Here is a 14,795-nt window from a genome sequence, read left to right as displayed (position 1 = left end):
TATTATTATTATAGTCCAAATAGAAATTCATTTAAATTCACTTTCTAGTTGAAAAATACCCAATATTGGGTAAGTGATTTTTTAAGAATGTTAGATTTAACCTATGAAAACTATCCACGACATTCTCAAACTAGGAGATCCTAGACTTTATGAAATATGTGAGCCTGTATTAGAATCAGAATTAAACCAGGTTCCGAATTGGGTTCATCAGCTCCATGAAGCCATGGAAGATATCCGAAAAGTCTATGGTTTTGGAAGAGGAATCGCTGCACCACAGTTGGGAATTATGAAGCGTATGTTTTATCTTAATCTGGATAAGCCTTATGTAATTTTAAATCCTGAATTAAAAAACAAAAGTGAATCAAAGTTTGAGCTTTGGGATGATTGCATGAGTTTTCCGAACCTTGTGGTCAAGGTGCGTCGACATCAGTCCTTGACGTTGAAGTACTGGGATGAACATTGGAAGGAACAAGAATGGAAGGTTTCTGGAGCCGAATCTGAATTGATTCAGCACGAGTATGATCATTTGGATGGAATTCTATGTACCATGCGTGCAATTGACCAGAAAAGCTTTCGATGGAAAGAATGATCTTTAGTTTCAATTGATAAGTCACTTTTGTTGAGCTCATTGAGGTGACTTTTCCATTTTAATCTGGATTTATCCTTCCCCTTCGGGAATTTTTTTCTAATTTTGCCCCAATTTGGACGTAAGTAATTTCATCTCTCTATTCCCCTTTTGTAATGCCAAAAGACAGTAGCATCAAGCACGTATTAATTATCGGTTCTGGTCCCATCGTCATCGGTCAAGCTTGTGAGTTTGACTATTCTGGTTCCCAGGCTGCTAGGTCCCTTCGAGAAGAAGGAATTATCGTGACATTGATCAATTCCAATCCTGCCACCATCATGACTGACCCGGTGACAGCAGATCACGTGTATTTGCTTCCACTGGAGAAAAAATCCATTATCAAGATTTTGACAGAGCATCCGGATATTGATGCAGTTTTACCTACCATGGGTGGTCAGACAGCCTTGAATTTGGCAATTGATTGTGAGAAAGCAGGTATCTGGAAAAAATTCAATACTCGTATGATCGGTGTAGATATCGATGCCATCGATACTGCAGAAGATCGTGAGAAGTTTAAAGAATTGATGAAGAAAATTGGAGTGGGTGTCTGTAAAGGTGATACTGCTACTTCCTTTCTTCAAGGTAAAGAAATTGCACAGGAGATTGGCTTTCCCTTGATTATTAGAGCTTCTTATACCCTTGGTGGGGCAGGAGGAGCTTTCGTGGAAAAAGCTGAAGATTTTGAGAAACTATTGAGTGCAGGTCTTCAGGCTTCTCCAGTTCATGAAGTGTTGATCGAGCAAAGTATAATGGGATGGAAAGAGTACGAGCTGGAGGTCATGAGGGATAATATCGGGAACATGATTGTGATCTGTTCCATTGAGAATTTTGACCCAATGGGTGTTCACACTGGAGATTCTATCACTGTGGCTCCTGCCATGACTTTGCCTGATACAGTGTATCAGCGCATGAGAAACTATGCAATTACCATGATGAATAGCATCGGTAATTTTGCGGGTGGATGTAACGTGCAATTCTCAGTTAGCCCTGACAACGAAACCATCATAGGGATAGAAATTAACCCTCGTGTTTCTCGTTCTTCTGCCTTGGCATCTAAAGCGACTGGTTATCCAATCGCAAAAGTTGCAGCTAAGTTGGCGATCGGATATAATTTGGATGAGTTGCCAAACTCCATCACAGGTACTACCTCTGCTTACTTTGAGCCTTCTATTGACTATGTAATCGTGAAGGTGCCTCGTTGGAACTTTGACAAATTCAAAGGATCTGATAGAAGATTGGGTCTTTCCATGAAAGCAGTAGGTGAGGTAATGGGAATCGGTAGAAATTTCCAAGAGGCCTTACAAAAAGCTTGTCAATCCCTTGAGATCAAACGCAATGGACTAGGGGCTGATGGAAAAGAGTTGAGAGATCAGGAAAAAATCTTGTATTCTTTAGCCAATCCAAGTTGGAATCGATTGTTCCATATCTATGATGCCTTCAAATTGGGTATCTCATTCAGAACAATTTACGATTTAACAAAAATCGATAAGTGGTTCCTAAGACAAATTGAAGAACTGATCCATCTCGAAGAAGAGATTGGAAAATATAATGTGAATACCATTCCATATGAAATTATGGATATGGCCAAGAAACGAGGATATGCCGACCGTCAGTTGGCACATTTACTTGGTTGCTTGGAAAGTGAAGTATTTAATAAGCGTTACGATGAAATGGGTATCAAGCGAGTTTATAAACTTGTTGATACGTGTGCTGCAGAATTTGAGGCGCAAACTCCATATTACTACTCTACATTTGGTGAGGAAAATGAATCTATAAAAACTGACCGTAAAAAAGTAGTTGTATTAGGTTCAGGTCCAAACAGAGTAGGTCAAGGAATTGAATTTGATTACTCCTGTGTGCATGGGGTCCTTGCAGCCAAAGAGTGTGGTTATGAGACAATCATGATCAACTGTAACCCTGAGACAGTGTCTACAGACTTTGATGTGGCGGATAAGCTTTATTTTGAGCCAGTATTCTGGGAGCATATTTATGAGATTATCTTGCACGAGAAGCCTGAGGGTGTAATCGTTCAGTTGGGTGGACAAACTGCCTTGAAACTGGCAGAGAAATTAGAGAAATACGGAATCAAAATCATTGGTACCAGTTTCGAAGCATTGGATCTTGCAGAAGACAGAGGAAGATTCTCTACCTTATTGAAAGAAAATGATGTTCCTTATCCTGAATTTGGAACGGTCCATACTACTGACGAAGCTTTAGAACTTTGTAAGACCATCGGATTTCCATTATTGGTACGTCCAAGTTATGTATTGGGTGGACAAGGGATGAAGATTGTAATCAATGAGAAGGAACTAGAGGAGCACGTGGTGGAAGTCTTAAGGGATATTCCAAACAATGAGATTCTTCTGGATCATTTCTTGGAAGGTGCTATTGAGGCGGAAGCGGATGCGGTCTGTGACGGAGAGAATGTTTACATCATCGGAATTATGCAGCATATTGAGCCTGCAGGTATTCACTCTGGTGACTCCTATGCGGTACTTCCTCCTTACAATTTGGGCGATTTGGTAATCCGTCAGATTGAAACTTATACTGAAAAAATTGCCTTGGCATTGAAGACAGTAGGTTTGATCAACATTCAGTTTGCCATCAAAAATGATAAAGTATTCATCATTGAAGCAAACCCAAGAGCATCTAGAACCGTTCCGTTTATTTGTAAGGCATACAAAGAACCTTATGTAAATTATGCCGTAAAGGTGATGCTTGGAGAGAATAAAGTAACAGATTTTGAATTCAAACCTTACAAAAAAGGTTATGCAATCAAGGAACCTGTTTTCTCATTCCATAAATTCCCGAATGTTAACAAAGAATTGGGGCCCGAAATGAAATCTACTGGTGAAGCGATTTACTTTATAGATGACCTGATGGATGATTATTTCTTGAAGATTTACTCAGAACGAAACTTGTATTTGAGTAGATAACCCTGATTAAAAAAATAATTAGTTTTGATAAAATTTCTTGTCATAGTTCTTGGAGTTGGCTGGCTTTTGGGCCAGCTAATCCGATACTTTCTCAGATCTAAGTTGGCTAAATTTGCCCAACAGGTAAACGAAGCTGCAAAAGAACAGCAGAGGGCCCAGGCTCACGCCTCCAGACCAAAAGATGAGGTGGTAGTGGATTATGTGCCTAAGCAGTTTAAAGAGAAAAGACAGAAAGATATTAAAGGCGGTGATTACGTCGATTTTGAAGAAGTGAAGGATTAATCCTTCACTTTTTTTATTTAACTCTTTTACACCAGACTAATTTATAGCCATTGTTGGTTTTAGTACCTATTAAAAAGTCCTCCCCACCATCTTTTAATCCTAATTTCTTTTTCAGCTCGTTTGCACCTTGAACATAGTTTCGGGTGATTACATTTGCTTTCCCCTTTGGAAAAAGTTTCTTGATCTCTTTTTTATTTGCCGCAACTTCCTGAATGACTTTAAAAACTCTACCTGGAATGTTTTCAGGAAGGAAGTCACTGGTAAAAATATGGCTATTTGGCTCGAGTTTTTTCAATTTGAATTGATTTCCGAATAGCTTGAATGCTCCAGCTTTTAGAATTCCACTCATCGGTTCAATTAGATATTCGGCGATCTCTCCGAATTCAGACACAGCTTTTTCTTCCTGCTCCATGGAAAAGGAAAATGCCGGTAGATCACTTCCCAAATCATTTATTTCAATTCTTTTTTTGGATAAGTTTTCTCGTTTTTTCCAATGTAACAGAAGTTCCTTAACCTCATTTTTTGAAGATACGATTTGAATCAGTTGAAGATCTGGTAATTCTAAAAATGCTTGGGAAATGTCCAGCATGGGAGAAGCTTTGATCAAAATTTGTTCTGATTTTTCCGTAAGCTGGTCCCAAACAGAAACTACGTCAGGTTGACAGTCTTGGAGCTTATATAACTTCTGATTGCCATCACCTCTTCTGGCAGGATCCACATAGATAAGGTCATAGGTGAGTTTGCTGGATAATAAATGAGCTAGTCCATCACCCGCTACGAATTCAAATTTGCCAGGAGCAAGGTGTTCCAGATTATTGGAAACGATTTGGGCAAGCTCCTCTTGATATTCACAATAGGTCGCTTTTTCAAAAGCGTGACTTAAATAAAAGGAATCCACACCAAACCCACCAGTCAAATCGATCATCCATTTTCCTGAAAGACCTTTGGATTTGAATAAGGCAGTCTCTTCTGATGATGATTGCTCTAGGGAAATACTGGCTGGAAACACAAGGTTTGGGTCTTTTGCCCAGGAGGGAAGCTTCTTGGAAATTTTCTGCCTAGCTGCGATTTGATGGACAGCAGCTTTCAGGTCAAAATTTGTTTTTCCTTGATATTTAAAAAGCAAAAGTGCAGGATCTTCCTGGAGATGATCCTGCACAAATTTTTGAAATTCGGGACTATGAACGTCTTCCCAGTTCATCAAACTAGGCTATGTTCTTTTAAATACTCTGCGATTTGAACGGCATTAGTTGCTGCACCTTTTCGAAGGTTATCAGCCACGATCCACATATTCAAGGTATTTGCCTGAGATTCGTCTCTTCTTAATCTTCCTACAAACACTTCATCCTTCTTATGAGCATGGATAGGCATGGGGTATATAAAGTTGGCAGGATCGTCCTGAACAATGATTCCGGGAGTTTCAGAAAGTAATTTTCTAACTTCTTCTAGATCAAAATCCTCTTTGAACTCCACGTTTACAGCCTCAGAATGTCCACCCATAGTAGGGATTCTAACGGTAGTAGCAGTTACCTGAATGCTATCATCAGAGAAGATCTTTTTGGTTTCGTTGATCATCTTCATTTCCTCTTTAGTATATCCATTTGGTTGGAATACATCAATGTGAGGAAGTACATTCATATCTATCTTGTGAGGATATACCATTTCAGGGGTCTCTCCTGCACGTTCTGCCATCATTTGATCTACTGCAGCCTTTCCCGTTCCTGTCACTGATTGGTAGGTGGAAACTACGATTCTTCTAATTCCATATCGCTGACGCAAAGGCTCCAATGCCAATACCATTTGGATGGTAGAACAGTTTGGGTTTGCGATGATTTTATCCTCTGAGGTCAGTTCTTTTGCGTTGATTTCGGGCACCACTAACTTCTTACTTGGGTCCATTCTCCAAGCAGAAGAATTGTCTACTACGATGGTTCCAACTTCTGCGAATTTTGGAGCCCATTCCAAAGAGGTGCCTCCGCCAGCTGAGAAAATTGCAATTTCAGGTTTTAATGAAACAGCTTCGGCAAGTCCTATCACAGTATACTGTTTACCCTTGTACTCAATCTGTTTACCTACAGATCGCTCGGAAGCAACTAATAGAAGTTCGTCAAAAGGGAAATTGTGCTCATCCAGCACCTCTAAGATTTCGGAGCCCACCAAACCGGTAGCTCCTACCACTGCTAATTTCATCAGACTGGTTTTTAATAGGTTGTTTTTATTTTGGATTGCAAAAGTAATGGCTATGGGTTCATTTTCAGGATAATCTGCTAAAAAAATTATCAAACTCGAGTTAAAATTCTATTCTGAATCTACTAATAGTTTAATATTCATCATTATATTTAGTTAATAATTTTTTAATTAATAAACTATGAAGCCTTTATTTTTGGATTTTAATTTATTGGTTCATCTTTTTTTTTGCACTGCTTTTATACCAAGTGTCAGAAGTTCATGCACAAACTCAAGCCTTCGAACTTGATTTTAATCCGGTAAGCTTTCCATCCCAATTTTTACCAGGATGGTATGGGAATGAGGTAAGGAATTCCAGTTCTAGAATCTTTCAGGGGAAAGATCATGGAGTTAATCAATCCCATGCCTTAGCGGTTCAACCAATTTCAACCTTTAATGGTGAGTTAATAGTCAGGCTTTCCGTTTCAGAATTTACTGCTCCAAAAATCCAATTTTTGGCCAAATCCAGTAAGAATGGAAATGGAAGCAGGGCTGCCGAAGTATACTCTTCTTGGTCTAATAGTTTAAATGAGAATTTTTTAACTCCCCAGGTTTTAGGTTCCCTTGTGGAGTTTCCAAATGAGGAACAGGAATTTCGTCTTTTTGAAATTCATATTCCAGATCAGTTTCAGGGGAGTGATTTACTATATTTTAAGCTGGAGGTACGATATGGGACTGGAGCTGGGACTAGTGCTCGTTGGTTCATGGATGATTTTGTGTTTGGAGATATAGCTGAAGACACTGTGCCTCCTACTGTTCAAATGGTTCGAGGTTTTAGTGAAAATGAAATTCAGATGTTGTTTTCCGAAGCTATTGATCCGGTATTTTCTATTATCCAACTCAATTATAAACTGGATGGTCAAGAGCCTGAGTTGGTTAGATTGGATAATGATTCTTTGGCTATTTTGACTTTTTCAAATCCTCTTGCTCATGGAAAAGAGATTAATCTACATATTTCTCAAATACCTGAATTGAGTGTTGATACGGTATATTTGAGTGGGCCTAATACTTTAAAACTTGAATTGAAAAGTGCAGCTACAAAATCAATTGAATATGGACTGAATTTGAGTTCTATTCTTGATTGTGCTGGGAATGGTTTAGAAACACCAATAGCAACTGTGATTTTACCAGCAAGTCCTTTGGGAGGAGATGTTGTCATCAATGAGCTATTATTTAATCCTCAATCTGGAAGGCCGAAGTTTGTAGAACTATACAATAGGAGTTCGAATTACTTGGAAATCGGGGGCCTTCAGTTGGGAAATCTGGATGCAAATGGTCTTCCGGGTCAACTCAAGAAGATTAGTGAATCCGGATTTATTTTTCCTCCTCAATCCTATTTGGCTATTACCACAGATACGATTTTGCTTCAACAGGATTTCCCGAAATCGTCAAATGGGAATTTTCTTCAGGTGTCTACCTTACCCAGTTATCCTATTAGTGGAGGAACAGTGGTGCTACTTTCGGAAGAACAAGAATTGTTGGAAGAATTTTCGTTTGATGAAGAAATGCACCATCCATTATTGAGAGATCCCAAAGGAGTGTCCTTGGAAAGGATATCCATTAACGTTCCATCCAATTTAAAAAGTAATTGGCATTCCGCATCTGGGTTAGAGGACTATGGAACCCCTGGCAAGAAAAACTCCAATTCATTTACTGGAGAATTTGAATCACAGCTGATCACCATTAGTCCAGAGGTATTTGATCCGGAAGGAAATAATGGGAATACGCTCACTGTAATATCCTACGAATTGGACCAGCCTGGTTGGGTGGGGGCCTTTGAAATATATGATGTCGGGGGTAGAATTGCTAAAGTATTGGATCGAAATGCAATTTTAGGTAATTCAGGAATGTATAATTGGAGTGGTACGGATGATTCAGGAAGAAAGGTAAGGCCGGGTTATTATGTTTTGTTGGTGGAACTATTTGATTTACAGGGAGAGGTAATCAGATTTAGAAAAACGATGGTGGTAGCGACTCAATTTTAACTTTCTTGAAATATTTCTATTAGTTGACAGGAAAAATAAATAAATTAGATATAATAAATGGAGAACTATGGAAAGAGACCTCATTACCCTTGCCCTACAGAATCTTTGCATACAACAAGGAAAAGACCCTAAAGAAGTACATCAATATTTGCTGATGAAGTATAGAATGGACGTGGATCTTCTGGTGCTGCAAAAAAGATTAGAGAAAATTTTAAGTGAAGAGAAAGCTGTTGCATAACAGCTTTTTTTATTCCATCCCTCTGATTAAAATCATATTTATCAATAAATAAAACTTTGGAAAAAGTGCTGGAATTTATAATGGCTTGATAATGAGAAGTGTTTTTATTTTTTAGTTTAATTTAGTTTCCGTTTCCTTCTTTTTTTAAATTCTTCTCCGTACTTAATCTTTGTAATTAAGCTAGCTAAATGTATTTTAGGGAACATTTATTGAAATTATTCGTCCCAAGTATATCATCTAATCCCAGCGTATTATGAGTCAGGAAGGTAAGACCGCTTACTCTGCGAGTGAGCTAAAAGAATTCGAAGAGATCATTCTTCAGAAGTTATCAGTAGCTAAGGAAGAATTACATTCGTTAAAGGAAACTTTGAGCAAGAAAAATGATAGTGGGACTGATTTTACTGCCTCAACATCAAAATTGCTTGAAGATGGTGCAGACACGCTAGAGCGAGAAAGCCTCAATCAATTAGCAGCTAGGCAACAAAAGTTCATTATCAATTTGGAGAATGCCTTGATCCGTATTAAAAATGGAACTTATGGTGTCTGCGTGGATACAGGAAAATTAATTTCCAAGGAGCGATTAAAAGCTGTTCCTCATACCATGCATTCAATTGAAGCGAAACTAGCTAAAAAGTAATCTGATCATTGGAATTTCTTCATAGGCATATTGAAGCATTGATATTTTGTGCCCCTTCCCCATTGGGGGTAGATGAAATTGGGAAGTGTCTTACAGAAATGTTTGAGGCTGAGGTGCCCAAAGATCATGTCCAAAAAGCTATTGAAGAGTTAAGGGAAAAGTACGATTCAGAAGAGTTTTCTTTTGCATTGGAAAATCTAGGTGGAGGCTATCAATTCCTAACCAAACCTGCCTACCAGACTAGTATTAGTATTCTGCTCAAGCAACAATCCCAAAAAAGATTGTCCACTGCTCAGTTGGAAACCCTTTCTATCATTGCTTATAAGCAGCCTGTTACCAAAGGGGATATTGAGCAAATAAGAGGGGTAAACTCCGATTATTCAGTTCAAAAGCTATTGGAGAAAGAATTGGTGGAAGTCAAAGGTAAATCAGATGGAATAGGGCGACCATTACTTTTTGGTACTTCCGACAAATTCATGGAGTATTTTGGCATTAATTCCATTCAGGATCTTCCTCAACCTAAAGATTTTTCCCAACCTGAAAACCAGATTGGAGAGGAGAAAGAGTGATATAATACTAATTGTTGAGGGGTAATCAGTTGGAAACTGATTCTATTCCAGAGGCTGTATTTTTGCCAATTGAGCAATCAAGTATTTTTTTCCAGTATTCACCTCCTCACAAAGGACTCGTGTTCTTCTAGTTTCACCTTTTCTGAACACTCTTCCAGAAATAGTAAAGTTACTTCCTGGTTTTAGGTCAGATAAAAAGAAGGTGGCATTTCCTGTTAGATGCTTGTCATATTTACTCATTTCCTTCATCAAAAACAGATCCGTAGCCGAACTTGCTTTTGGGTTTCTCATGTGTTTTTTGAGAGGAATTAGAATATCTATCGGAAAGATATTTTCCATCAAAAAAGGAAAAAGAAGTTGTTGGAACGTAGACTTCCATTCTCTCCCATGAGGGGCAATAGCATATCCGAATTTTTGAAATGCATGTAAGTGGGCTACCTCATGGACAAAAGTTAAAAGAAACTGGTAAGGGTTCAGATCAGCATTTAAGGTGATGGTCTGGAACTGCTGGTCCTTCCTGTATCTAAAGTCTCCGAGTTTGGTTTTTCTACTAGACGTAATTTTAAAATGGAATGGTTTTTCTTCCCAAAGTTTAAGACAAGGGTTAACCGCATTTGCAGGTAAGTGTTTTGAGAAAACTTCTTCCAATTTTGGGGGAGCAAGCATGGCGTAAAATACAAAAAAAAGAGTCCCGAAATTTCAGGACTCTCAATTTTAGGAAGTGGTTTCTTTTATTTTACCTCTTCAACCGTTTCTTCAACGATTACAACCTCAGTAGAGTCAGAAGTAGACTCTTCAATGATCACTTCTTCTTCAACAGTTTCTACTGTTTCAGTTACTTCTACAGTCTCTTCTTTCACTTCTTTGTTACCGCAAGAAGTAGCGAACATTACGCTGGAGATTGCGAAAATTGCAAATACTTTTTTCATTTGTTGTGATTTTCTTAATTACAGTACAAAGTATTATAGGATTTCGCAATTAAACAAGTGACCGTTTAAATATTTTTTACTTGTTTTTATAAATAATTTTTACAGGTACTCCGTCGAATTCAAAGTTCTCTCTTAAACGATTTTCTAAGTACCTAGTGTAAGGAGATTTAATGTATTGAGGAAGGTTGCAAAAGAAGGCAAAAACAGGGTTTTTGGTAGGTAATTGCGTGACATACTTGATTTTAATGTACTTCCCTTTCCATGCTGGTGGAGGATATTTTTCTATTTCAGGAAGCATGACATCATTCAGTTTAGAAGTCTGCACTTTTCGGGTTTTGTTTTCATAAACTTTTACTGCCAGTTCAATTGCCTGAAAAATCCGTTGCTTCTCTGTCACTGATGTAAAAATTATGGGGATCCACTTGTTTTCTCCCAAACGCTCTAGCATATCTTCCTTCACTTTATTCATGGTCTTGTGGTCCTTTTCAATCAGATCCCATTTATTGACCATGATCATGATACCTTTATTATTTTTGATACCTAAGGAAATCAAGTTCATATCCTGAGCCTCTAAACCTCTGGTAGCATCTACCATGACTATGATGACATCGGATTCTTCAAGAGTTCTCAAAGATCTCATCACGGAATAAAACTCAATGTCTTCATGGACTTTGGCTTTTTTCCGAATCCCTGCAGTATCAGTGATGATAAAGTCTTGGCCGAAAAGCTTGTACCTCGTATGGATAGCATCTCTGGTCGTACCTGCTTCATTGGTGACGATTGATCTTTCTTTTCCTAGTAAGGCATTCAGGAAAGATGATTTACCCACATTGGGTCTTCCTAGAATGGAGATTTTAGGGATACCGGCATCAGGGTCTTCTGTGCCTTCATCTTCAAAATGTTCAACAACCTTATCCAATAAATCTCCTGTTCCGCTACCACTGGCAGCAGCAATTGGAAATACCTCAAAGTCACTGATTCCTAAAGAATAGAACTCAGCAGACATAAAGCTGAGGTCTTGGTTATCTGCTTTGTTGGCTACAATATAAATGGGCTTCTCTGTGCCTCTCAGTTCATTTGCGAACTCCATATCTAAATCAGTTAATCCGTCGTGGCAATCCACCACAAATAGGATTACATCCGATTCTTCTACGGCAAGTTTTACTTGCTTTCTAATCTCAGCTTCGTAAATGTCATCCGAACCGGTCACATATCCGCCCGTATCGATGACTGAGAAAAATTTACCGATCCATTGAGCATGGCCATAATGACGATCCCGGGTCACACCACTCATGTTGTCCTCGATCGCTTTTCTCTCCTCTACCAGTCTATTAAATAAAGTAGACTTACCTACGTTGGGTCTACCTACAATTGCTACAATATTTGCCATAATCAAGTTGGGTCGTACCCAAATTTTTTCAGTTTCAATTTATTTTTTCTCCAGTCTGACTCCACCTTTACAAAGGTTTCGAGCATGACTTGCTTGCCAAAGAATTTTTCTAGCTCCTCTCTCGCTTCAATTCCTACTTTTTTTAGAGCTTTCCCTTTTTCACCGATGATAATCCCTTTTTGACTATCCCTTTCTACATAAATAGTAGCTCGGATTCGGATGATTTTGTTCTTTACATGAAATTCTTCAATGTTTACCTCGGAACTGTAAGGGATTTCTTTTTTATAGTTTTTGAAGATTTTCTCACGGATAATCTCAGAGGCAAAGAACCTTTCTGAGCGGTCAGTAAGTTCCTCTTTATCGTAAAAAGCCGGGTGCTCAGGAAGTCTGGCTAGTATTTCCTGTAAAATTTTATCGGTATTGAATTTCTCACCGGCCGAAATTGGGATTACTACTGAAGATTTAATTCTGGAAGTCCAATACTCGGTCACTGCATTTAATTGACCTTCTTTGGCTAGGTCTATTTTATTGATCACTAGGATGACTGGGATTCCAGATTGATTGATTTTCTCAATCACTTCTTCAATTTCCTCATCTGTTTCATACAGGTCTGTGACAAACAAGATGATATCCGCATCTTCTAGGGAGATGTTGACAAAACTCATCATGTTTTTGTGAAGCTCATACTGAGGCTTGAGCATCCCCGGAGTATCAGAAAATACAATTTGGTAATTCTCAGAATTGGTCAAGCCTAAGATTCTATGCCTGGTGGTTTGGGCTTTCGAGGAAATGATGGAAAGCCTCTCTCCAACAAGGATATTCATCAATGTAGATTTTCCTACATTGGGTTTGCCAATAATATTGACAAATCCGGCTTGGTGTTTTACTTGAGTCATTCTGAGAAATTTTCCACAAAGGTACTTGATTTTTAGACAATACAGGACTTTTTGGGTTTTCAGCAAAATAAAATTTGGTGATTTTTAAAAGATTTAAAGAAGTTTTTCCTGGATGGCTAAACAGATTGCTCTTGAGGGGCTTAGCGCAAATTGTTTTTTCTTTTAATTGGATAGATTAGGGAAGTTAGCCTTGAATCAAATTTTTTTTGGTATGGTATTTTGCATTTGAAATTTAAACCACTACTTTTGTATCACAATTCGCCACAAGGGCAGATTCAGAATAGAAAAATTAGCTTTAAAAGCTTAAAAATATATCGCGGGATGGAGCAGTTGGTAGCTCGTCGGGCTCATAACCCGAAGGTCACAGGTTCGAGTCCTGTTCCCGCTACTAAACAATTAGTTGATCGTTTTACGGTCAACTTTTTGTGTTTAAAAGGGTTTCTGCTGCGGTATGTAAATTCGAGTCAATTCCATTTGATTCGAATTGTCCCCGATTCTGTCCCCCAATTCGTCCCCTTTTTCTTTTTTAAGGTTTTAGAGCATAGTGAAGCCAAGAATTAAGCAGTTTGCGAGAGTATTAATATGGTTTTCGTTATTTTTTTTTCTAACTAGGAATCCCATTTCATTTTCCAAGCAGAAAATTCAGAAGGTCTGATCCGATACCGTGCAAAATTTCCTTCATGTAATCCAAGTAGTTCAGTTTCTACTACTTCAGCTAATCGGGATCTATCTGGTTCTTGCAATTTTTTTACTTCAGATTTTATTGCTAGGGATGCTTCTTCTTTTCCCATTGCATTGCTTACGATTTGGCTGACGATCCCGCGTATTTCCTCCCGGTATTTCATTCGGAAAGGATCCGGCTCGCCAAGAGACTGACGAATGGCCGCATACCTTAAGGCAGACCGCTCATAGGCCCACAGAAACACATCCTTGAATAATTCGATGCGATTTAATTCATAAATGCCAAGCATTCCTTTGATATAGCTTTCTTCTGGTACATCTATAAATGAAAGAGGGGCAAGGTTATGTTTGTTTAATGGAATATTGGCTGCCAATCTGGATACTCGCTTATTGACATCATCAAATGGTTGGAGATAGGGAAGTTGAATCAATACAAAAAAAGCCTGCTCAAATGGATTTTCGATTTGGCTAACCTTTTCCAGGATTAGGTCAAAGGATTCTTCGATGAGTTGCGGAATTCCCAACGGAGTAAATACCGAATTGGTGATTCCCACGCCAAATGTTCTAAGCTTGCCGGATGCAGCCGGATTTGGCAACAGGTTGTTTGAAAGCAGGGCATGGAGATTAAGAAAAGTGTAGCGATTGAAGCCCACCCCATCAGACGATTCTACCAAAAACTCGATAGCTTCCTTGTGATTGAGAATCATCTGGGTTTCCATCGGAGACTTGTTCGAGGGGGTTTTTCCGTTGTGGATTAACAACTCTGTATCCAACAAGGAATAGGTGTTCCCTTCCAGTCTGCTTGAATTCCAAGATAGGTCGATCAAAAGGCGATTTAATATTTCTCTGGCATAGGTTCCTGCTGGCTGTTCTCCATTCCTGGTATTTCCCCATTCAGCCAGTTTTTGTTTTTCTTCTCCGCTAAGAAAGCTGTCGATGTTGGGACGGTAATTTTCCAGGAAACTTCGTTCGTATCCGACAGGTTTTCGTTGTGCTACAGGACGTGAGACCAAGGCCCAAACGTCTTTGCCTTCTTGTGAAAGGGGAATGGTCGATTGAAGTTCCTTTTCTGATTTTATCTTTCCAGAATTATGGGTTTGTTCAGGGACATTTGCATAATACTTTGTGGATCGAGCTTCACCTTTTTTTAGAATCAGATTCTTTTCTATGAGGCTTTTTAGTCGTCGTTGAAGCGCTCTCTTTTCAATTTGAAATGGGAGCAATCGAAGGAGTTGTTCTATTCCTATTCCATCAGATGATGCAATTATATCTTTAATCAGTTGGAGCTCATCTCGATTTTCCATTTTTAATCCCATTTGTATCGCGACAATAATAGCATAAAAATGACGCAATAAGAAGAATAGCGTCACGATAATTGACACAATAGTTAAATCGCGTCAA

14 protein-coding genes and 1 tRNA gene are annotated in these 14,795 nt (G+C 38.7%); 8 read left to right on the top strand and 7 right to left on the bottom strand.

Going from position 1 to position 14,795, the window contains the following annotated elements; genetic code table 11:
* Positions 1-103: 103 nt before the first annotated feature.
* The 3 genes from BUR11_RS13215 (at position 104) to BUR11_RS13205 (ending at position 3,843) form a co-directional block, all read left to right on the top strand.
* Positions 104-589, top strand: a complete 486-nt coding sequence (locus BUR11_RS13215; RefSeq protein ID WP_074225464.1) for a peptide deformylase — start codon at positions 104-106, stop codon at positions 587-589.
* A gap of 152 nt (positions 590-741) precedes the next feature.
* Positions 742-3,561 (top strand): carbamoyl-phosphate synthase large subunit, encoded by a 2,820-nt coding sequence (gene carB / locus BUR11_RS13210; protein WP_074225463.1) that lies wholly within the window; start codon positions 742-744, stop codon positions 3,559-3,561.
* 24 nt (positions 3,562-3,585) lie between these two features.
* Positions 3,586-3,843 (top strand): DUF4834 family protein, encoded by a 258-nt coding sequence (locus BUR11_RS13205; RefSeq protein ID WP_074225462.1) that lies wholly within the window; start codon positions 3,586-3,588, stop codon positions 3,841-3,843.
* Between the two features lie 13 nt (positions 3,844-3,856).
* Here BUR11_RS13205 and BUR11_RS13200 read toward each other — a convergent pair whose 3' ends face one another.
* Entirely contained in the window at positions 3,857-5,044 is a 1,188-nt protein-coding gene (locus BUR11_RS13200; RefSeq protein WP_074225461.1) for a class I SAM-dependent methyltransferase, read from the bottom strand.
* The gene (locus tag BUR11_RS13195; RefSeq protein WP_074226128.1) at positions 5,044-6,033 is read right to left on the bottom strand and encodes an aspartate-semialdehyde dehydrogenase; all 990 of its coding nucleotides are present in this window, start codon (positions 6,031-6,033) and stop codon (positions 5,044-5,046) included. Before BUR11_RS13195 ends, BUR11_RS13200 begins: the two co-directional genes overlap by 1 nt.
* 245 nt (positions 6,034-6,278) lie before the next feature.
* Here BUR11_RS13195 and BUR11_RS13190 point away from each other — a divergent pair, with 245 nt between their 5' ends.
* The 4 genes from BUR11_RS13190 to scpB all read left to right on the top strand — a co-directional run bounded on the left by BUR11_RS13190 (position 6,279) and on the right by scpB (position 9,498).
* Positions 6,279-8,054 (top strand): lamin tail domain-containing protein, encoded by a 1,776-nt coding sequence (locus BUR11_RS13190; RefSeq protein WP_074225460.1) that lies wholly within the window; start codon positions 6,279-6,281, stop codon positions 8,052-8,054.
* Positions 8,055-8,121: 67 nt separating this feature from the next.
* Positions 8,122-8,292 (top strand): hypothetical protein, encoded by a 171-nt coding sequence (locus BUR11_RS21175; protein ID WP_159439229.1) that lies wholly within the window; start codon positions 8,122-8,124, stop codon positions 8,290-8,292.
* 253 nt (positions 8,293-8,545) lie between these two features.
* Positions 8,546-8,929: a TraR/DksA family transcriptional regulator gene (locus tag BUR11_RS13185; RefSeq protein WP_074225459.1), complete on the top strand. Its 384-nt coding sequence runs from the start codon at positions 8,546-8,548 to the stop codon at positions 8,927-8,929.
* 8 nt (positions 8,930-8,937) lie between these two features.
* The gene (gene scpB, locus BUR11_RS13180) at positions 8,938-9,498 is read left to right on the top strand and encodes an SMC-Scp complex subunit ScpB (protein ID WP_074225458.1); all 561 of its coding nucleotides are present in this window, start codon (positions 8,938-8,940) and stop codon (positions 9,496-9,498) included.
* 42 nt (positions 9,499-9,540) lie between these two features.
* On the opposite strand, the gene BUR11_RS13175 is transcribed toward scpB, so the two are convergent.
* The 4 genes from BUR11_RS13175 to era all read right to left on the bottom strand — a co-directional run bounded on the left by BUR11_RS13175 (position 9,541) and on the right by era (position 12,713).
* Positions 9,541-10,164 carry a SprT-like domain-containing protein gene (locus tag BUR11_RS13175; RefSeq protein ID WP_074225457.1) on the bottom strand — a complete coding sequence of 208 codons (624 nt, stop codon included), beginning with the start codon at positions 10,162-10,164 and terminating at the stop codon, positions 9,541-9,543.
* Between the two features lie 65 nt (positions 10,165-10,229).
* Complete coding sequence (locus BUR11_RS13170) at positions 10,230-10,427, bottom strand: hypothetical protein (RefSeq protein ID WP_074225456.1); 198 nt, start codon at positions 10,425-10,427, stop codon at positions 10,230-10,232.
* 76 nt (positions 10,428-10,503) lie between these two features.
* Positions 10,504-11,817 carry a ribosome biogenesis GTPase Der gene (gene der, locus BUR11_RS13165; RefSeq protein WP_074225455.1) on the bottom strand — a complete coding sequence of 438 codons (1,314 nt, stop codon included), beginning with the start codon at positions 11,815-11,817 and terminating at the stop codon, positions 10,504-10,506.
* A 2-nt stretch (positions 11,818-11,819) separates the two neighbouring features.
* Positions 11,820-12,713, bottom strand: a complete 894-nt coding sequence (gene era, locus BUR11_RS13160) for a GTPase Era (RefSeq protein WP_074225454.1) — start codon at positions 12,711-12,713, stop codon at positions 11,820-11,822.
* A gap of 315 nt (positions 12,714-13,028) precedes the next feature.
* Between era and BUR11_RS13155 the strand changes: the two genes are divergently transcribed.
* A tRNA-Met gene (locus tag BUR11_RS13155) sits at positions 13,029-13,101 on the top strand.
* 220 nt (positions 13,102-13,321) lie between these two features.
* Here BUR11_RS13155 and BUR11_RS13150 read toward each other — a convergent pair.
* Entirely contained in the window at positions 13,322-14,698 is a 1,377-nt protein-coding gene (locus BUR11_RS13150) for a Fic family protein (RefSeq protein ID WP_074226127.1), read from the bottom strand.
* Between the last annotated feature and the right edge of the window lie 97 nt (positions 14,699-14,795).

It is taken from the genome of Algoriphagus halophilus (genome assembly GCF_900129785.1).
Lineage (GTDB): Bacteria > Bacteroidota > Bacteroidia > Cytophagales > Cyclobacteriaceae > Algoriphagus > Algoriphagus halophilus.
This window is presented reverse-complemented; position numbering and strand designations above follow the sequence as displayed.